The 17,540-nt window shown below is 69.2% G+C and carries 18 protein-coding genes and 1 tRNA gene; 1 reads left to right on the top strand and 18 read right to left on the bottom strand.

Features of this window, described 5'->3' with window-relative positions; genetic code table 11:
* Window positions 1–11: 11 nt before the first annotated feature.
* The 18 genes from nuoH to QM772_RS17595 form a co-directional block, all read right to left on the bottom strand.
* Complete coding sequence (gene nuoH, locus QM772_RS17680) at window positions 12–1,088, bottom strand: NADH-quinone oxidoreductase subunit NuoH (RefSeq protein WP_415138804.1); 1,077 nt, start codon at window positions 1,086–1,088, stop codon at window positions 12–14.
* A complete protein-coding gene (gene nuoG, locus QM772_RS17675; protein WP_415138802.1) occupies window positions 1,085–3,199 on the bottom strand; it encodes an NADH-quinone oxidoreductase subunit NuoG in 2,115 nt (704 codons plus the stop codon). The genes nuoH and nuoG overlap by 4 nt, the downstream gene beginning before the upstream one ends.
* A 27-nt stretch (window positions 3,200–3,226) precedes the next feature.
* A complete protein-coding gene (gene nuoF, locus QM772_RS17670; protein WP_415138797.1) occupies window positions 3,227–4,573 on the bottom strand; it encodes an NADH-quinone oxidoreductase subunit NuoF in 1,347 nt (448 codons plus the stop codon).
* 3 nt (window positions 4,574–4,576) lie between these two features.
* Window positions 4,577–5,095: an NADH-quinone oxidoreductase subunit NuoE gene (nuoE, locus tag QM772_RS17665; RefSeq protein WP_415138795.1), complete on the bottom strand. Its 519-nt coding sequence runs from the start codon at window positions 5,093–5,095 to the stop codon at window positions 4,577–4,579.
* On the bottom strand, window positions 5,092–6,345 hold the full coding sequence (locus QM772_RS17660; RefSeq protein ID WP_415138793.1) for an NADH-quinone oxidoreductase subunit D: 1,254 nt from the start codon (window positions 6,343–6,345) through the stop codon (window positions 5,092–5,094). Before QM772_RS17660 ends, nuoE begins: the two co-directional genes overlap by 4 nt.
* A complete protein-coding gene (locus QM772_RS17655) occupies window positions 6,345–6,953 on the bottom strand; it encodes an NADH-quinone oxidoreductase subunit C (protein ID WP_415138791.1) in 609 nt (202 codons plus the stop codon). The genes QM772_RS17660 and QM772_RS17655 overlap by 1 nt, the downstream gene beginning before the upstream one ends.
* A gap of 2 nt (window positions 6,954–6,955) precedes the next feature.
* The gene (locus QM772_RS17650; RefSeq protein ID WP_415138789.1) at window positions 6,956–7,435 is read right to left on the bottom strand and encodes a NuoB/complex I 20 kDa subunit family protein; all 480 of its coding nucleotides are present in this window, start codon (window positions 7,433–7,435) and stop codon (window positions 6,956–6,958) included.
* Between the two features lie 42 nt (window positions 7,436–7,477).
* Window positions 7,478–7,837, bottom strand: a complete 360-nt coding sequence (locus QM772_RS17645; protein ID WP_415138787.1) for an NADH-quinone oxidoreductase subunit A — start codon at window positions 7,835–7,837, stop codon at window positions 7,478–7,480.
* A 57-nt stretch (window positions 7,838–7,894) separates the two neighbouring features.
* A tRNA-Leu gene (locus QM772_RS17640) sits at window positions 7,895–7,979 on the bottom strand.
* A gap of 90 nt (window positions 7,980–8,069) precedes the next feature.
* Entirely contained in the window at window positions 8,070–8,486 is a 417-nt protein-coding gene (gene secG / locus QM772_RS17635; RefSeq protein WP_415138785.1) for a preprotein translocase subunit SecG, read from the bottom strand.
* 39 nt (window positions 8,487–8,525) lie between these two features.
* Complete coding sequence (gene tpiA, locus QM772_RS17630; RefSeq protein ID WP_415138783.1) at window positions 8,526–9,290, bottom strand: triose-phosphate isomerase; 765 nt, start codon at window positions 9,288–9,290, stop codon at window positions 8,526–8,528.
* Complete coding sequence (locus QM772_RS17625) at window positions 9,287–10,306, bottom strand: NAD(P)H-quinone oxidoreductase (RefSeq protein WP_415139640.1); 1,020 nt, start codon at window positions 10,304–10,306, stop codon at window positions 9,287–9,289. Before QM772_RS17625 ends, tpiA begins: the two co-directional genes overlap by 4 nt.
* 60 nt (window positions 10,307–10,366) lie before the next feature.
* Window positions 10,367–12,655, bottom strand: coding sequence for a polyribonucleotide nucleotidyltransferase (gene pnp / locus QM772_RS17620; RefSeq protein ID WP_415138781.1), 2,289 nt, complete (start codon window positions 12,653–12,655; stop codon window positions 10,367–10,369).
* 211 nt (window positions 12,656–12,866) lie between these two features.
* Window positions 12,867–13,133 carry a 30S ribosomal protein S15 gene (gene rpsO, locus QM772_RS17615; RefSeq protein WP_415138779.1) on the bottom strand — a complete coding sequence of 89 codons (267 nt, stop codon included), beginning with the start codon at window positions 13,131–13,133 and terminating at the stop codon, window positions 12,867–12,869.
* A 120-nt stretch (window positions 13,134–13,253) separates the two neighbouring features.
* Window positions 13,254–14,138: an intradiol ring-cleavage dioxygenase gene (locus tag QM772_RS17610; RefSeq protein WP_415138777.1), complete on the bottom strand. Its 885-nt coding sequence runs from the start codon at window positions 14,136–14,138 to the stop codon at window positions 13,254–13,256.
* A gap of 94 nt (window positions 14,139–14,232) precedes the next feature.
* Complete coding sequence (locus tag QM772_RS17605; RefSeq protein WP_415138775.1) at window positions 14,233–15,138, bottom strand: DMT family transporter; 906 nt, start codon at window positions 15,136–15,138, stop codon at window positions 14,233–14,235.
* A gap of 78 nt (window positions 15,139–15,216) precedes the next feature.
* On the bottom strand, window positions 15,217–16,005 hold the full coding sequence (locus tag QM772_RS17600) for an AraC family transcriptional regulator (protein WP_415139638.1): 789 nt from the start codon (window positions 16,003–16,005) through the stop codon (window positions 15,217–15,219).
* The gene (locus tag QM772_RS17595; protein ID WP_415138773.1) at window positions 16,005–17,171 is read right to left on the bottom strand and encodes a pyridoxal phosphate-dependent aminotransferase; all 1,167 of its coding nucleotides are present in this window, start codon (window positions 17,169–17,171) and stop codon (window positions 16,005–16,007) included. Before QM772_RS17595 ends, QM772_RS17600 begins: the two co-directional genes overlap by 1 nt.
* A gap of 88 nt (window positions 17,172–17,259) precedes the next feature.
* On the opposite strand from QM772_RS17595, the gene QM772_RS17590 reads away from it, so the two are divergent.
* Complete coding sequence (locus tag QM772_RS17590; RefSeq protein ID WP_415138771.1) at window positions 17,260–17,517, top strand: hypothetical protein; 258 nt, start codon at window positions 17,260–17,262, stop codon at window positions 17,515–17,517.
* Window positions 17,518–17,540: the final 23 nt, after the last annotated feature.

The raw sequence follows: 17,540 nt of genomic DNA, 5'->3' as shown, positions 1-17,540 counted from the left end.
ATCCTCCGTGTTCAATGCCAGATGTTCCACGGGCTGAACATCCAGAAGCCCACGACGAGCAACCAGACCAGCGTGACGGGAATGAATATCTTCCACCCCAGACGCATGATCTGGTCGTAGCGGAAGCGCGGGAAGGTGGCACGGATCCAGATGAACATGGACACCACGACGAAGGTCTTGATGCCCAGCCAGATCCAGCCGGGAATGAAGTCGAGGAACGACACCGGCGGCAGCCAGCCGCCCAGGAACATGACCACGGCCAGGATCGACACCAGCCACATGCTGGCGTACTCGGCCAGGAAGAAGATGGCGAAGCCCATGCCCGAGTACTCGACCATGTGGCCGGCCACGATCTCGGCCTCGCCCTCCACCACGTCGAAGGGGTGGCGGTTGGTCTCGGCCACGCCGGAGATCAGGTAGACGAGGAAGATCGGCAGCAGCGGCAGCCAGTTCCAGGACAGGAAGGTCAGCCCCCGGTCAGCCGCCATGCCCTGGCCCTGGCCCAGCACGATCTGCGTCAGGTTCATGCTGCCCGAGACCATCAGCACCACCAGGAAACAGAAGCCCATGGCAATCTCGTAGCTCACCATCTGGGCCGAGGCGCGCAGCGCGCCCAGGAAGGCGTACTTCGAGTTGGAGGCCCAGCCGGCGATGATCACGCCATAGACCTCGATCGAGGTGATGGCCATCACCAGCAGCAGACCGGCATTGACGTTGGCCAGCGCCAGGTCGGGGCCGAAGGGCACCACAACCCAGGCCGCCAGCGCCGGCATGATGGCCAGCAGCGGCCCCAGGAAGAACAGGCCCTTGCTGGCTGCCGTCGGGCGGATGATTTCCTTGGTGAGCAGCTTGACCGCATCGGCGATCGGTTGCAGCAGCCCCATCGGGCCGACGCGGTTCGGGCCGTGGCGCACCTGCATGAAGCCCAGCAGCTTGCGCTCCCAAAGGGTCAGGTAGGCGACCGCGCCCATCAGCGGCAGCAGGACGACGACGATCTTCACCAGGTTCCAGATCACCGGCCAGGCGATGGCCGTCCACCAGCCGCCGCTGAACAGGTTCAGCCCACCGTTGTAGAGCATGTCGATCATGCCGGGGCTCCTTCGCGCGCATCGGCGGTCATCTGCAAAGAAGGCGCGCGGCGCACGATGCCGTCCAACTGGTAGATGCCCACCACGGACACGTCCGCCGCGCCGGCGGGCACGCTGATGGCTGCCGACGTGTGGTTGTTCAGCCGGTCGGCGGCAACTCCGGCCAGCGACGCCGAGCCCAGCGCCTGCGCCAGCACCTCCTGCGAGCTGTCGAACGGCGCCTGCGTGACGCCCAGCATGTCCGCCAGCACGCGCAGCACCTTCCAGGCCGGGCGCGCCTCGCCCAACGGGCGCACCACGGCGTGGAAACTCTGCACCCGCCCTTCGGCGTTGACGAAGGTGCCCGAGGTTTCGGTGAACGGCGCGATCGGCAGCAGCACATCGCTCACGTCCAGATTGGCCTTGAACGGGCTGAGCGTGACCACCATGTCGCAGCCCGTGAGCGCGCGGCCTGCGGTGTCAGGACCCGGCTCACAGTTCAGCAGCAGCGCCGCCTTCAGGCCGCCGCCGAGCATCTGCGCGGCATTCAGGCCGCCGCTGCCCGGCAGGGCACCGACGAGTTGCGCGCCCACCGTGTTGGCCGCCTCGGTGAGATAGCCCACGGCCGCGCCGGTCTGCTCGCCGATCCACTGGCTCAGCGCCAGCAGCGCGGAAGCATTGGGGTGATGCGCGACGCCGTTGCCCAACAGGATGGCCTTGCGCTCGCCCGCCAGCAGGGCGGCGGCGACGGCCTTGGCGCCCTCGCCCGCCTGCGCGGCCACCGGTGCGGACACGCCCTTGCCCACCGCCACCGCCGCGGCCACCTCGGCCAGCAGTGCGGCCCAGTCGCCGGGCTCGCCCACCAGCGTGGCGGCCAGCGGCATCGCCCAGGCGGTGTCGTTCTTCAGAAATGCTCTCGAAGTGATAGCTGCCACCGCACAGCCAGCGCGCGCTGACTGCCGAATTCGCTGTGCAAACAGCGGATGTTCCTTGCGCAGATTGGCGCCGACGACCAGCGCGCCTTGCAACTGCGACAGCGACGCGATCGGCAGGCCCAGCCAACGCACGCCTTCGGCCGGAGCGAATTCCTGGTGGCGCAGGCGGTGGTCGATGTTGGGGCTGCCCAAGCCGCGCATCAATGTCCCTGCCAGGTACAGTTCCTCGACGGTGCTGTGCGGGCTCACCAGCGCGCCGATGGCGTTGGCACCGTGCTCGGCCTTGACCTGGTTCAGGCCGTTGGCGACGTATTCCAGCGCGGTCTGCCAGTCGACCTCGCGCCACTCCCCGCCCTGCTTGAGCATCGGCCGGGTCAGGCGCTCGGGGCCGTTCAACGCCTCGTAGGAGAAGCGGTCGCGGTCGGCGATCCAGCATTCGTTGACGGCCTCGTTCTCCAGCGGCACGACGCGCATCACCTGGTTGTTCTTGACCTGCACGATCAGGTTGGCGCCGGTCGAATCATGCGGGCTGACGCTCTTGCGGCGCGACAGCTCCCAAGTGCGGGCGCTGTAGCGGAACGGCTTGCTGGTGAGCGCGCCGACCGGGCAGATGTCGATCATGTTGCCCGACAGCTCGGAGTCCACCGAGCCGCCGACGAAGGTCTCGATCTCGGAGTGCTCGCCGCGGTTGGCCATGCCCAGTTCCATGACGCCGGCGATCTCCTGGCCGAAGCGCACGCAGCGGGTGCAGTGGATGCAGCGGCTCATCTCCTCCATCGAGATGAGCGGGCCCACGTCCTTGTGGAATACCACGCGCTTTTCTTCTTCGTAGCGCGAGCCGGATTTGCCGTAGCCCACCGCCAGGTCCTGCAACTGGCACTCGCCGCCCTGGTCGCAGATCGGGCAGTCCAGCGGGTGGTTGATGAGCAGGAACTCCATCACCGACTTCTGCGCCTTCAGCGCCTTGTCGGTCTGGGTGCGCACGATCATGCCCTGGGTGACGGGCGTGGCGCAGGCCGGCATGGGCTTGGGCGCCTTCTCGACATCCACCAGGCACATGCGGCAGTTGGCGGCGATGGACAGCTTCTTGTGGTAGCAGAAGTGGGGGATATAGGTGCCGGCTTTCTCGGCCGCATGCATGACCATGCTGCCCTCCTGCACCTCAACCTTCTTGCCGTCGATTTCGATTTCAACCATGGGCTATTCGTCCGGTTCCGTTCGCGCTCAGGCCGCGGCTTTCTGCGCGGCTTCGATCTTGGCCGCGAACTCGTGGCGGAAGTGCTTGAGCATGGCGCGCACCGGCATCGCGGCGGCATCGCCCAGGGCGCAGATGGTGCGGCCCATGATGTTCTCGGCCACGTCGTCGAGCTTGCCCAGGTCTTCCGGCCGGCCCTGGCCGTGCTGGATGCGGTCGACCATGCGCCACAACCAGCCGGTGCCCTCGCGGCACGGCGTGCACTGGCCGCAGGATTCGTGCATGTAGAAGTACGACAGGCGCAGCAGCACCTCCACCATGTCGCGCGAATCGTCCATCACCATCACGGCGCCCGAGCCCAGCATGGAGCCGGCCTTGGCGATGGAGTCGTAGTCCATCGTGCATTCCATGATGATGCCGGCCGGCAGCACGGGGGACGACGAGCCGCCCGGGATCACCGCCTTCAGCGGCTTGCCGCCGCGCACACCGCCGGCCAGCTCCAGCAGCTTGGCGAACGGCGTGCCGAGCGGGATCTCGTAGTTGCCGGGACGCTCCACGTCGCCCTGGATGGAGAAGATCTTGGTGCCGCCGTTGTTGGGCTTGCCGCAGGCCAGGTAGGCCGGGCCGCCGTTGCGGATGATCCACGGCGTGGCGGCGAAGGTCTCGGTGTTGTTGATGGTGGTCGGCTTGCCGTACAGGCCGAAACTGGCCGGGAACGGCGGCTTAAAGCGCGGCTGGCCCTTCTTGCCCTCCAGCGATTCGAGCAGCGCGGTTTCCTCGCCGCAGATGTAGGCGCCGAAGCCGTGGTGCGCGTGGAGTTGAAAGCTGAACGCGCCGCCCATGATCCGCTCACCGAGGTAACCCGCTTCGCGCGCCTGCTCCAGCGCGGCCTCGAAGCGTTCGTAGACCTGGAAGACCTCGCCGTGGATGTAGTTGTAGCCCACGCTCGCGCCCATGGCGTAGCCGGCGATGGCCATGCCTTCGATCACGGCGTGCGGGTTGTACATGAGGATGTCGCGGTCCTTGAAGGTGCCCGGCTCGCCCTCGTCGGAGTTGCACACCAGGTACTTCTGCCCGGGGAAGTTGCGCGGCATGAAGCTCCACTTCAGCCCGGTCGGGAAGCCCGCGCCACCGCGCCCGCGCAGGCCGGAAGCCTTGAGCTCGGCGATGACCTCGTCCTGCGTCATGCCCGAGCCGCCGTCCTGGCCCACGATCTTGCGCAGCGCCGCGTAGCCGCCGCGCGCTTCGTAGTCCTTCAGGCCCCAGTTGGCGCCGTTCAGGCCGGCGTAGATCTGTGGCTCGATGTGGCGGCCGTGAAAGCAGGTTTCCACGCCCTTGGCCTGGAACTGCGCGAGGATGTCTTGCACGCGTGCCATCGGTCAGTCCTCCGCGTTGCGCAGGCCGCCGACGAGCTGGTCGAGCTTGTCGTCGGACATGAAGCTGCACATGTGCCGGTCGTTGACCAGCATCACCGGCGAATCGCCGCAGGCGCCCAGGCACTCGCTGGGCTGCACGGTGAACACGCCGTCGGCCGTGGTGCCGTAGGGCTCCACGCCAAGCTTGTGGCACAGGTGCTCCAGGGCCTGCGGGCCGCCGGCGAACATGCACGGCGCGTTGGTGCACACGTTCAGCTTGAAGCGGCCCACCGGCTTCTGGTTGTACATGTTGTAGAAGCTGGTGACCTCATGCACGGCCATCGGCGGCATGCCCAGGTATTCGGCCACCTGCCGCTCGCTTTCGGGGCTGACCCAGCCGCGCTCCTGCTGGACGATCGACAGGCAGGCCATCACGGCCGACTGCCGCTGCTCGGCCGGGTACTTGGCCACCTCGCGCGCGAAACGCGCGCGCGTGGCCTCGGACAGCGGCGCTTCCTTCACCGATCCCAGGACTTCGCTCATCGATCGATCTCTCCAAACACGATGTCCAGCGTGCCGATGATGGCCACGGCGTCGGCCAGCATGTGGCCCTTGGCCAACTCGTCCAGGGTGGACAGGTGCACGAACCCTGGCGGGCGGATCTTCAGGCGGTAGGGCTTGTTGGCGCCGTCGCTGATCAGGTAGATGCCGAATTCGCCCTTGGGATGCTCCACCGCCGCGTAGGCCTCGCCCTCGGGCACGTGCATGCCTTCGGTGAAGAGCTTGAAGTGGTGGATCAGCTCTTCCATGTTGGCCTTCATGGCCTCGCGCGAGGGCGGCGCCACCTTGTGGTTGTCGACGATCACCGGCCCGGGGTTGGCGCGCAGCCAGTCCACGCACTGCCGGATGATGCGGTTGGACTCGCGCATCTCCTGCACCCGCACCAGATAGCGGTCGTAGCTGTCGCCAGTCTTGCCCACCGGAATGTCGAAGTCCATCCGGTCGTACACGTCGTAGGGCTGCTTCTTGCGCAGATCCCAGGCGATGCCGGAGCCGCGCAGCATGGGGCCGGTCAGGCCCAGGTTGAGCGCACGCTCGGCCGTGACGACACCGATGCCCACCGTGCGCTGCTTCCAGATGCGGTTGTCGGTGAGCAGGGTCTCGTACTCGTCCACCAGCTTCGGAAAACGCCGGGTGAAGTCGTCGATGAAGTCCAGCATCGAGCCCTGGCGGTTGGCGTTCAGCGCCTCGATCGCCTTGGCGTTGCGGATCTTGCTGGCCTTGTACTGCGGCATGCTGTCCGGCAGGTCGCGGTACACACCGCCGGGACGGAAGTAGGCCGCGTGCATACGCGCGCCCGACACCGCCTCGTACAGGTCGAACAGGTCCTCGCGCTCGCGGAAGGTGTAGATCAGGATGGTGGAGCTGCCGCAGTCGTTGCCGTGCGAACCCAGCCACATCAGGTGGTTGAGCAGGCGCGTGATCTCGGAGAACATCACGCGGATGTACTGCGCGCGGATCGGCACCTCGATGCCCAGCAGCTTCTCGATCGCCAGGCAATAGGCGTGCTCGTTGCACATCATGGACACGTAGTCGAGACGGTCCATGTAGGGCAGCGACTGGATGAAGGTCTTGTGCTCGGCCAGCTTCTCGGTGGCGCGGTGCAGCAGGCCGATGTGCGGGTCGGCGCGCTGAACGACCTCGCCGTCCAGCTCCAGCACCAGGCGCAGCACGCCGTGCGCGGCCGGGTGCTGGGGGCCGAAGTTCAGGGTGTAGTTCTTGATTTCGGCCATCAGTGGAGTCCGCCGTAGTTGTCTTCGCGGATCACGCGCGGGGTGATCTCGCGCGGCTCGATCGACACCGGCTCATAGACCACGCGCTGGCGGTCGGCGTCGTAGCGCATCTCGACGTGGCCCGACAGCGGGAAGTCCTTGCGGAACGGATGGCCGATGAAGCCGTAGTCGGTCAGGATGCGGCGCAGGTCGGTATGGCCGTCGAACATGATGCCGTACAGGTCGAACGCCTCGCGCTCAAACCAGTTGGCGGCGCTCCACAGGTCGCAGACCGTGGGCAGCTCGGGGAAATCGTCGTCCGGGCAGAACACGCGCACGCGCACGCGCTGGTTGAGGCTGACCGAGAGCATGTGGCTCACCGCGGCGAAGCGCGGGCCTTCCCAGCGGCCGTCGCCGTAGGCCGAGTAGTCAACGCCGCAGAGGTCGATCAACTGCTCGAACCGGCAGCCCGGCGCGTCGCGCAGCGCCTTCATGGCCTCGTGGTAGCGCGCGGCCGGCACGGTGACCGTGACCTCGCCCAGCGCCAGATCGACGTGCTGCGCCATCTCGCCCAGCGCCGCGGCGAGGGTGTCCTTGAGGGCTTCGGGAGCGATTGCGAAGTCGGCCATGCTCACACCCGCGCGATGGTGTTGGTGCGGCGCACCTTCTGCTGCAACTGGATGATGCCGTACAGCAGCGCTTCCGCCGTGGGCGGGCAGCCGGGCACGTACACGTCCACCGGCACGATGCGGTCGCAGCCGCGCACCACCGAATAGCTGTAGTGGTAGTAGCCGCCGCCGTTGGCGCACGAGCCCATGCTGAGCACCCAGCGCGGCTCGGCCATCTGGTCGTAGACCTTGCGCAGCGCCGGCGCCATCTTGTTGCACAGCGTGCCGGCGACGATCATCAGGTCGGACTGGCGCGGACTGGCGCGGAACACCTCGGCGCCGAAGCGCGCGATGTCGTAGCGCGCGGCGGCGGCGTGCATCATCTCGACGGCGCAGCACGCCAGGCCGAAGGTGACGGGCCACAGCGAGCCGGTCTTGGCCCAGTTCACCGCCGTGTCGACGCCGGTGAGCAGAAAGCCTTTTTGCTGGAGCTGATCATTCATGTGCGGGTTTCCCGAATGCTGCGCAGGGCGTGGCGAGCGGCGTCACTCCCAATCGAGCGCGCCTTTCTTCCATTCGTAGACGAAGCCGACCACCAGGATGGTCAGGAAGATCAGCACCGCGACGAAGCCGGCGACACCGACCTCGCGCAGCGCCACGGCCCACGGAAAGAGGAAGGCGATCTCCAGGTCGAACAGGATGAAGAGAATGGCGACCAGGTAGTAGCGCACGTCGAACTTCATGCGCGCGTCCTCGAACGCCTCGAAGCCGCATTCGTAGGGAGAATTCTTGGCCGCGTCCGGCGTGTGCGGCTTCAGGAAATTGCCCATGCCCAGGCACAAAGCCCCGACGGCCAGCCCCACGAGGACGAACAGCAATACGGGAAGGTACTGGGCAAGATTCATCGGGCTTCTTCGTTATCCGCCGGAATCGAGGGGTCAGACCCCGGCGGTTTCATGTTCTGGTGCCGTCGGCGAGACTCGAACTCGCACAGCTTTCGCCACTACCCCCTCAAGATAGCGTGTCTACCAATTTCACCACGACGGCTGTCAATTGCTTCACGGTCTTGCCGACCCTGAAGGCGTCCGGGAGTTTACCCGGAAAACTATCCGTTACAGAGGGGAAATCCGGACAGATTTACTTGGTCGGGATCTGTGCCGCGCCGGAGGCCGGCACGGCTGCCGGCACGGCGCCGCTGGCCGCCACCGCATCCGCCGGAATAGCGGCGGCGCCAGTGGCGGAAGCCGCGGGCGCCGGCACGGCCGCTGCCGGGCGGTCCAGCACGCTGCTGCCGCCGCCGGACGGCGCGCTGCGCACGCTGAAGCCGAAATAGGCCAGCGCCAGCGTGCTGGCCAGGAACACGGTGGCCAGCACGGCGGTGGCGCGCGAGAGGAAGTTGGCGCTGCCGCTGGCGCCGAACAGGCTGCCCGAGGCGCCGCTGCCGAAGGCCGCGCCCATGTCGGCGCCCTTGCCGTGCTGCACCAGGATCAGGCCCACCATCGCCAGCGCCGAGAGGATCTGCACCACCAGCACCAGGTTCAATACGACGTTCATGCGATTACTCCAAAATCAATAGCTGCTGGCGCCCGCCCGTCAAGCGCTGGCGGCCAGAATCTTCAAAAAATCCGGGGCCTTGAGGGCGGCGCCGCCGATCAGCCCGCCGTCGATGTCGGGCTGGGCCAGCAGCTCGGCGGCGTTGGCCGCGTTCATGCTGCCGCCGTAGAGGATGCGCACGCGCTCGGCGTGTTCGGTGGCCGCCTTCAGCTGCGCGCGCAGCACGGCGTGCACCGACTGCGCCTGCTCAGGCGTGGCGGTGCGGCCGGTGCCAATGGCCCACACGGGCTCGTAGGCCACCACGATCTCGCTGATGCAGTGGCCGTTGAGGTGGATCACCGCCGACATCTGGCGCTTGACGATGAACTCGGTCATGCCTTCCTCGCGCTCGCGCAGCGTCTCGCCGACGCAGACGATGGGGGTGATGCCGGCGGCCAGCGCGCGCTTGACCTTGATGGCCACGTGCACGTCGGTCTCGCCCTGGTGCTGGCGGCGCTCGCTGTGGCCGACGATGGCGTAGCGCACGCCGAAGTCTTTCAGCATGGCGGCCGACACGTCGCCGGTGAAGGCGCCGCTCTCGTGCTGCGACAGGTCCTGCGCGCCCAGGTCGATGGCGCTGCCGGCCAGCAGTTGCCGCACCTGCGCGAGGTACGGCGCCGGCGGGCACACCGCCACGTCGCACGTCATGTCGAATTCAGGCTGGCCGATGCCGGCCAGCAGATCCTGCACCAGCGCCTGGTTGGCGGCCAAGCTGCCGTTCATCTTCCAGTTGCCGGCGACGAGTTTGCGGGGGTTGCGGCTCATGCTTCGCTCCAGGCCAGCACCACCTTGCCGACGAGCTGGCCGCTTTCCATCAGCGCGTGGGCGCGCGCGGCGCCGCTGGGCAGGCCGCCCTCGCCTTGCAGCGCCGGGAACACGCTGTGGACCACGGGCTTGATGCGCCCCTGCTCCAGCCACGGCCAGATCGTGCGGCGCAGCGCCTGGGCGATGGCGCCCTTGAAAGCGACCGGGCGCGGGCGCAGCGTGGAGCCGGTGATGGTCAGGCGCTTGCGCAGCACCAGCCCGGCGTTGAGCGCCGACTTGGTGCCGCCCTGGATGGCGATGATGACCAGGCGGCCGTCGTCGGCCAGGCACTCGACCTCGCGCTGGACGTAGTCGCCGGCGACCATGTCCAGGATGACATCGACGCCCTTGCCGCCGGTGAGCTGCTTGGCCTGCTCGGCGAAGTCCTGCGTGCGGTAGTTGATGGCGTGGTCGGCGCCGAGCTTGCGGGCCTCGGCGCACTTGTCGTCGGAGCCGGCGGTGACGATCACCGTCGCGCCGGCGGCCTTGGCCATCTGGATCGCCGTCACGCCGATGCCGCTGGTGCCGCCCTGCACCAGCAGGGTTTCGCCGGCTTGCAGGCGGCCGCGGTCGAACACGTTGCTCCAGACGGTGAAGAAGGTCTCGGGCAGCGAAGCGGCCTGCACGTCGCTCAGGCCCGCGGGCACCGGCAGGCACTGCGGCACGGGCGCCACGCAGTACTCGGCGTAGCCGCCGCCGGCCACCAGCGCGCACACGCGGTCGCCCACGGCCAGGCCGGCCGCGGCCAGCGCGGCGGCGTCGCCGGATTCGATGGCGCCCGCCACCTCCAGCCCCGGCAGGTCGGACGCGCCGGGCGGCACCGGGTAGTGGCCCATGCGCTGCAACACGTCGGGCCGGTTGACGCCTGAGGCGCCGACGCGGATCAGCGCCTCGCCCACGCCGGGCACCGGCAGCGGCCGTTCGGCCGGCACCAGCACGGCGGGGGCGCCGTATTCGCGGATCTCGATGCACTTCATGGTCAAATCGGGCTCCAGCGCTTGCTGGACAAGCGCTGGCAGCTCCTCTTTAAATAGCAATCACTGCTGCTGTTGCTGCTGCTGGAACGGCTCGCCCTCGGCGGCGACGGGCACGGCGGGGCGCTCCTCGCGCTCGGCGCGCGGGGGGCGGTCGCCACGGTCTTCGCGCGGGGCGCGGGGTTCGCGGGGCTCGCGCGGTTCACGGGGCTCGCGGTATTCGCGCGGCTCGCGCTCGTCGCGCGCGGGGCGGTCGAGCAGCGCCTTCATCGACAGCTTGATGCGGCCCTTCTCGTCGGTTTCCAGCACCTTGACCTTCACGACCTGGCCTTCTTGCAGGTAGTCGCTGACCTTCTCCACCCGCTCGTGCGCGATCTGGCTGATGTGCAGCAGGCCGTCCTTGCCGGGCAGGATGTTGACCAGCGCGCCGAACTCCAGCAGCTTGGTGATGGGGCCTTCGTAGACCTTGCCCACCTCGGCCTCGGCCGTGATCTGCTCGATGCGGCGCTTGGCGTCGTCGGCCTTGGCGGCGTCGGTGCTGGCGATGGTGATGGTGCCGTCCTCGGCGATGTCGATGGTGGTGCCGGTTTCTTCCGTCAGCATGCGGATGGTGGCGCCGCCCTTGCCGATCACGTCGCGGATCTTCTCGGGGTTGATCTTCATCGTGTAGAGCTTGGGCGCGTAGCTGCTGATCTCGGCCTTGGCCGCGCCCATGGCGTCCTGCATCTTGCCCAGGATGTGCATGCGCGCCTCCTTGGCCTGCGCCAGGGCGACCTGCATGATCTCCTTGGTGATGCCCTGGATCTTGATGTCCATTTGCAGCGCGGTGATGCCGCCGGTGGTGCCGGCCACCTTGAAGTCCATGTCGCCCAGGTGGTCCTCGTCGCCCAGGATGTCGGTCAGCACGGCGAAGCGGTTGCCCTCTTTGATGAGGCCCATGGCGATGCCGGCCACGTGCGCCTTCATGGGCACGCCGGCGTCCATCAGCGACAGGCAGCCGCCGCAGACGGAGGCCATCGACGAGGAGCCGTTGGACTCGGTGATCTCGCTGACCACGCGGATGGTGTAGGGGAACTCGTCCTTGGCCGGCAGCAGCGGGATCAGCGCGCGCTTGGCCAGGCGGCCGTGGCCCACTTCGCGGCGCTTGGTGCTGCCCATGCGACCGGCTTCGCCGGTGGCGAAGGGGGGCATGTTGTAGTGGAACAGGAAGCGGTCCTCGAACTCGCCGGCCAGCGCGTCGATGCGCTGCGCGTCGCGCTCGGTGCCCAGGGTGGTGATGACCAGCGCCTGCGTCTCGCCGCGCGTGAACAGCGCCGAGCCGTGGGTGCGCGGCAGCACGCTGTTGCGGATCTCGATGGGGCGCACGGTGCGCGTGTCGCGGCCGTCGATGCGCGGCTCGCCGGAGAGGATCTGGCCGCGCACGATGCTGGCCTCCAGGTTGAACAGCAGGTCGCTGACCTTGGCGGCGTCGAACTCGGCGCCTTCGGCCTTCAGCGCCTCGAACACGCTGGCATTGGCCTCGCGCAGGGCCTGCGTGCGGGCCTGCTTGCTGCGGATCTGGTAGGCGGCGCGCAGCTTGGCTTCAGCCAGCGTGCCGACCTTGGCGATGAAGGATTCGTCCTTGGCCTCGGGCGCCCAGGCGCCGGTCTCGGTCCACAGCGGCTTGCCGGCTTCGCGCGCCAGCTCGTGGATGGCGTTGATGGCGATCCGGCCCTGCTCGTGGCCGAACACCACGGCGCCCAGCATCACGTCCTCGCTCAGTTGATAGGCTTCCGATTCGACCATCAGCACGGCGGCTTCGGTGCCGGCCACCACCAGGTCGAGCTGGCTGCTCTTGCGCGCCGTCGGGCCGGGGTTCAGCACGTATTCGCCGTTGACGTAGCCCACGCGCGCGGCGCCGATGGGGCCGTTGAACGGGATGCCGGAGATGGTCAGCGCGGCGCTGACGCCGATCATGGCGGCGATGTCGGCGTCCACCTCGGGGTTCAGCGACAGCGTGTGGATGACGACGTGCACCTCGTTCAGGAAGCCCTCGGGGAACAGCGGGCGGATCGGGCGGTCGATCAGGCGGCTGGTCAGCGTCTCCAGCTCGCTCGGCTTGGCCTCGCGCTTGAAGAAGCTGCCGGGGATCTTGCCGGCGGCGTACGTCTTCTCGATGTAGTCCACCGTCAGCGGGAAGAAGTCCTGGCCCGGCTTGGCGGACTTGCTGGCCACCACGGTGGCGAGGATGACGGTGCCGTCGATGTCCACCACCACAGCGCCGCTGGCCTGGCGGGCGATCTCGCCGGTTTCCATGACGACCGTCTTGTCGCCCCACTGGAACGACTTGGTGACCTTGTTGAAGAGACTCATGTTTGCTCCTTTTTACATAGCTTGCGGCGCTTGACTGGCAAGCGCTGGAGCCCGATTTTGCTCAGAATCACGATGCCATTCCGGCAGTGCCCGCGATGGACGCTGATGGAATGACACAGCTTCGCTCTGAACGTGCGCGGCTCCGGTTGAAGAAAAGACAAAAACGCCTGAGCCCGGTGAGAGGCGTCAGGCGTTCGTCGCGGCCATGCCCTTACTTGCGCAGGCCCAGCTTGGCGATCAGGGCCAGGTAGCGGTCGGCGTCCTTGGCCTTGAGGTAGTCCAGCAGCTTGCGGCGGCGGCTGACCATGCGCAGCAGGCCGCGGCGGCCGTGGTGGTCCTTGGCGTGCTGCTTGAAGTGGGGCGTCAGCTCGTTGATGCGGGCCGTGAGGATGGCGACCTGCACCTCGGGGCTGCCGGTGTCGTTGGCGGCGCGCGCGTTGTCCGAGACGACGGCGGCCTTGTTCTCCTTGGAGATCATGGGCTTCTTACCTTGCGTTCCAAATGGTTTGACTTGCGTGGCGCGCCGGAACTGCATGCCACGTGCGTATTGCGAAATGCAAAACCTGTGGATTATAGCCGGCCGCGCCGGCCCGGGCGCTCAGCGGCGCGGCGGCATGCCGGCGGCGGCCCGGCGCTCGGCCGTGGGCAGCAGCGCATCGCGCCGCGCGTCGCCCTCCAGCGCCTGCGGACGGGGCGGCGGGCCGCCGCGCCACCCCTGCGGCGGCCCGCCGGCGCCGGCGCGGGAAGCCCCGGGCGGCGGGCCCTCGCCGGGCGCCGGCGGGCGGTCCACCACCGGGCGGGCCGACGGGTCGGCCACCACGTTCAGGGCGATCAGGTAGCGGCCCTGCGCCTCGCGCACCGAGCCGAGCACGGTGTCGCCCGCCTCGATGGCGATGCCGTCGGTGCTGTTGAGCGTGTCGCGCAGGCGGGCGCGCTGGTAGGCGGGCAGCTGCGTGTAGAGGAACTCGCTCAGCGCGTCGGGCAGGAAGAACTGCGAGGTCAGCACCGCCCGCGCGCCGTTGAACACCTTGAAGTGGATGTGCGTGGCGCGGCCCTCGTACCAACCGGGGTAGATGCTGTCGAAGGCGGCCTCGCCCGCGGCGTCGGCGAACTGGGTGCCGCGCAGGAAGGTCTGGCCCTGCGCCGAGGTCTGGCGACTATCGCCCTGCCGGGCGTAGCCGGAATAGATGCCCTGCGCATTGCAGTGCCAGATGTCCACCCGCGCCCCGCGCCAGGGCCGCCCGCGCAGGTCGAGCACCGTGAAGCGCACAGTGACCGGCACGCCAGCGTGGCCTTCGGTGATGTCGCGCCGCACCTGGCCGGCGTCGAAGTAGTACGGGCCTTCGGTGGTGTCGGCGGTCAGCTTCAAGGGGGGCGCGGCGGGCTCGGCCGCCCGCGTGGGGGCATGGGGCAGCAGTGCGCCGCCGAGGGCGGCGCCACCGCCCAGCAGGACGCGGCGGCGCGGGGAAGGAGGGTTCGTCATGGGCGGGAAACCGTCTTTTGAGCCAGATGAAAGCCGCCATCCTGCCACGGCATCTGGGCGAAACGGCGTCGGCCGCGTGTCCGCGGCGTAAAGCTCAGCCAGCTTCGCGCCCCGCTGCGGCCGCCACCACGGCCAGCAGCACCAGGGCGCAGCCGCCGATCTGCCAGGCCGTCACCCGCTCGCCCAGCACCAGGGCGGCCAGGGCGAGCGCGGAGACGGGCATCACCGCCGTCATCAGCGAGGCCTGCGCCCCCGCCAGCCGCTGCGCGCCAGCGAACCACAGCCAGAAGCCCAGCACGCCGGGCACCAGCGCGTAGTACGCCGTGGCCCAGAGCGCGGCAGCCGGTACCGGCTGGCGCCAAGCCCCTTCCAGCAGCGCCGGCACGATGCAGGCCAGGAAGCCGAGCAAGCTCATCGCGGCCGACAGCGCCAAAGGCGGCACCGGCACGCGCAATCGCTTGTTGACCAGGATGAAGGCGGCCTCGCACGCCACCGCGCCCAGCACCAGCGCATGCCCCAGCACGGCGCCAGCGCCTTCGCCGCGCGCCGCGTCCAGCGCCTGCGGCAGCGCGATCGCCAGCACGCCGGCGGTGGCCAGCGCGATGGCGGCCCACAGCCCCGCGCCCGGCCGCTCGCCCAGCACCAGCACGGCGAACAGCCCGGCCACGGCGGGCAGCGTGCCAGCCACCACGCCGGCATCGGCCGCCGGCGCATGGCGCGTGCCCAGGATCAGCAGCACCGTGTAGCCCACGCTGCCGGCCAGCGCCTGCACCAGCAGCAGCATGCCGTCGCGCCGGCCGGGGCGCGGCCAGGCGGCGTGCAAAAGCCACATCAGCAGCCACAGCACGGGCGTCTGCAAGGCGAAGCGCAGCATCGTCGCCGTGAAGGGCGGCAGGCCGCTGGCGATCAGGCGGCCGGCCACCACCGTGCTGCCGACGGTGGCCATCGCCGCCGCGCACAGGGCCATGCCGAGCCAGCGCTGGCGTGTTTGGTGGGTCATGGATCGGGATGCGAGTGGAGAACGCGCCGAGCATCCCGCGCCCGCGCGGCGGCGTCTTGAACGGTATTGCGCGTGCGCTCAGCGCCGCGCCGCGTACTGCCCGGGCGTGTAGCCGCGGAAGCGCCGGAACGCGCGCGTCATGTGGCTCTGGTCGGCGAAGCCGCTGGCCGCGGCGGCATCGGCCAGCGCGGCGCCGCGCGCCAGCAGCGCCTCGGCGCGGGCCAGGCGCTGCTGCTGCGCCCAGGCGTGCGGCGGCAGGCCGAACGCGGCGGCGAAGGTGCGCAGGAAGGTGTAGCGGTCCATGTCCGCGCCGCTCGCCAGTTCGGCGAGGCTGGGCGGCGCGATGCCGTCGGCCAGCCGCTCGCGCGCCCGCAGCAGCGCGCGGGAGATGGCGCCAGCAGCAGCGCACGGCGCATGCCGGGCCGCCGTGCTGGGGGCGTGGTGCAGCAGCGCGGCCAGGTGCTCCTCCAGCGCCAGCGCATCGTCGCCACGCGCCGCGCAGGCGAAGGCGGCGTCGAACAGCGCCGCCACGCGCGCGTCGCGCAGCACGGGCAGTGTCCATTCGGGCGTTGAATGCTCTTGATTCCAGAGCGAACTATCCAGGTACAGCATGCGCCAGCGCCGTTTTTCGCCCTGCATCGGCACGCCATCGTGCACCTCGCCCGGGTTGACGGTGATGACCTCGCCGCGCACCGCCTCCACCGGCCCGCGCCCGCTGGCCGAAGTCTGGCCGCCGGTATCGATCAGGCCAATACCGTACACGGCATGCGTGTGGCGCGCGAAGCGCCGGCGGGTGTGCGCGGCCACCAGCGTCAGCCCCGCCAGCGCGGACGGGCGGACGGCGAATTCGGGCCGCGCGGACGCCATCAACTCAACCAGCGCCGCAGCCGCTCCACGCCCTCGCCCAGCCGCGCCACGTCCTTCGAGGCGAAGCACCAGCGCAGCCAGCCCTCGGCCTCGGGGCCGAAGGCGACACCGGGCGCCAGGCCGATGGCGGCCTCGGCGACCAGGCACTTGGCCAGGCCCAGCGAATCGTCGAAGCCATCGATGCGCAGGAAGGCGTACATGCCACCCGGTGCCGCGCTGGTGCGCACGCCGGGCACCGCTTGCAGCAGCGGCACCAGGGCGTCGCGGCAGCCCTTCAGGTGCGCCACGATGCGCGGCGTGATGGCCTCGGTCTGCTGCACCGCCACCAGCGCGGCGCGCTGCACGAACACCGGCGCGCAAGAGGTGTTGAACTCCAGCAGCTTGCCGACCTGCGGCGTCATGTCGGCCGGCATGACGAGGTAGCCCAGACGCCAGCCGGTCATCAGGAAAGCCTTGGAGAAGCTCTGCACCACCACCAGCCGGTCGTCGGGCCGGGCAACGTCCAGGAACGAGGGCGCGGCGCCGCTCGCGGTGTCGCCGGCGTAGTACAGGCGCTCATAGACCTCGTCGGCCAGCACCCAGGTGCCGGTGCGGCGGCAATGGTCAAGGATGGCCGACTGCTCGTCCCTGGACAGCGTCCAGCCGGTCGGGTTGTTGGGCGCGTTGACCACCAGCAGCCGCGTGCCCGGCGTGATGGCCGCCAGCAGCGCCGGCAGGTCCAGCCGCCAGGCGCCGTCGGCATCGGCGTGCAGGGGCACACAGTGCAGATCGGCGCCGAGGATGCGCGGCTGCGCCGTCAGGTTGGGCCAGACGGGGGTGACGGCGACCACGCGGTCGCCGGCGTCGATCAGCGCCTGCATGGCGACGATCAGCGCGCTGACGCCGCCGGAGGTGATGCCGATGCGCTCCGGCCCCAGCGGACCGTGCGCGGAATGCAGATGGCTGGTGTAGTCGGCCACGGCCTGGCGCAGCTCGGGCAGGCCGAGGTTGTGCGAGTAGAAGGTCTCGCCCGCCTGCAAGGAGGCGATGCCGGCGGCGCGGATGGCCTCTGGCGTGGCCTCGTCGCTCTCGCCGAACCAGAACGGCAGCACGTCGCTGCGTCCGAAGCCGGCGTTGGCGACTTCACGGATCTTGGATTCTTCGAGGTTCAGGACGGCCTGGCGCATGAGGGCAGTGAAAACTTGGATTGACGGGATGCGACAACCGGGCATCGTAGCGAAGCCGGCGCGCCCGCGCCGTTCTCAGGATGCCCGCATGACTCCGTTCGACCCTTCCCGCCGTACCCTCGCCGCCGCCAGCTTGGGCTTGTTGTGCCTGGCCCTCGCCGCACCGCCCGCCCTGGCGGCCAAGGCCGGGAAGTCGGCCACCGGCGTCAAGCTGAAGGCGGCGCCGAAAACCACCTACGCCAACGGCCAGAACGAGTCGCAGCGCCAGCGGTCGGAAGAAGCCCGCCTGCGGCGCGAGTGCAAGGGCCGCCCCAACGCGGGCGCCTGCCTGGGCTACACCCGATAAGGCACTGGTCGCTCATCTTTCGA

It is taken from the genome of Ottowia sp., from assembly GCF_047601385.1.
Classification (GTDB): Bacteria; Pseudomonadota; Gammaproteobacteria; order Burkholderiales; family Burkholderiaceae_C; genus Ottowia.
The sequence above is the reverse complement of the archived record's forward strand: the minus strand, read 5'-3'. Positions and strand labels throughout refer to the sequence as shown.

Excerpts from the sequence above, each read along its gene's own strand:
- secG (WP_415138785.1), bottom strand. The coding sequence starts at position 8,486 with ATGAACGTCGTATTGAACCTGGTGCTGGTGGTGCAGATCCTCTCGGCG.
- QM772_RS17605 (WP_415138775.1), bottom strand. The coding sequence starts at position 15,138 with ATGACCCACCAAACACGCCAGCGCTGGCTCGGCATGGCCCTGTGCGCG.
- rpsO (WP_415138779.1), bottom strand. The coding sequence starts at position 13,133 with ATGATCTCCAAGGAGAACAAGGCCGCCGTCGTCTCGGACAACGCGCGC.
- nuoF (WP_415138797.1), bottom strand. The coding sequence starts at position 4,573 with ATGGCACGCGTGCAAGACATCCTCGCGCAGTTCCAGGCCAAGGGCGTG.
- QM772_RS17625 (WP_415139640.1), bottom strand. The coding sequence starts at position 10,306 with ATGAAGTGCATCGAGATCCGCGAATACGGCGCCCCCGCCGTGCTGGTG.
- nuoE (WP_415138795.1), bottom strand. The coding sequence starts at position 5,095 with ATGAGCGAAGTCCTGGGATCGGTGAAGGAAGCGCCGCTGTCCGAGGCC.
- QM772_RS17590 (WP_415138771.1), top strand. The coding sequence starts at position 17,260 with ATGACTCCGTTCGACCCTTCCCGCCGTACCCTCGCCGCCGCCAGCTTG.
- QM772_RS17650 (WP_415138789.1), bottom strand. The coding sequence starts at position 7,435 with ATGAATGATCAGCTCCAGCAAAAAGGCTTTCTGCTCACCGGCGTCGAC.
- QM772_RS17655 (WP_415138791.1), bottom strand. The coding sequence starts at position 6,953 with ATGGCCGACTTCGCAATCGCTCCCGAAGCCCTCAAGGACACCCTCGCC.
- QM772_RS17600 (WP_415139638.1), bottom strand. The coding sequence starts at position 16,005 with ATGGCGTCCGCGCGGCCCGAATTCGCCGTCCGCCCGTCCGCGCTGGCG.
- nuoG (WP_415138802.1), bottom strand. The coding sequence starts at position 3,199 with ATGGTTGAAATCGAAATCGACGGCAAGAAGGTTGAGGTGCAGGAGGGC.
- tpiA (WP_415138783.1), bottom strand. The coding sequence starts at position 9,290 with ATGAGCCGCAACCCCCGCAAACTCGTCGCCGGCAACTGGAAGATGAAC.
- QM772_RS17645 (WP_415138787.1), bottom strand. The coding sequence starts at position 7,837 with ATGAATCTTGCCCAGTACCTTCCCGTATTGCTGTTCGTCCTCGTGGGG.
- QM772_RS17595 (WP_415138773.1), bottom strand. The coding sequence starts at position 17,171 with ATGCGCCAGGCCGTCCTGAACCTCGAAGAATCCAAGATCCGTGAAGTC.
- nuoH (WP_415138804.1), bottom strand. The coding sequence starts at position 1,088 with ATGATCGACATGCTCTACAACGGTGGGCTGAACCTGTTCAGCGGCGGC.
- pnp (WP_415138781.1), bottom strand. The coding sequence starts at position 12,655 with ATGAGTCTCTTCAACAAGGTCACCAAGTCGTTCCAGTGGGGCGACAAG.
- QM772_RS17660 (WP_415138793.1), bottom strand. The coding sequence starts at position 6,345 with ATGGCCGAAATCAAGAACTACACCCTGAACTTCGGCCCCCAGCACCCG.
- QM772_RS17610 (WP_415138777.1), bottom strand. The coding sequence starts at position 14,138 with ATGACGAACCCTCCTTCCCCGCGCCGCCGCGTCCTGCTGGGCGGTGGC.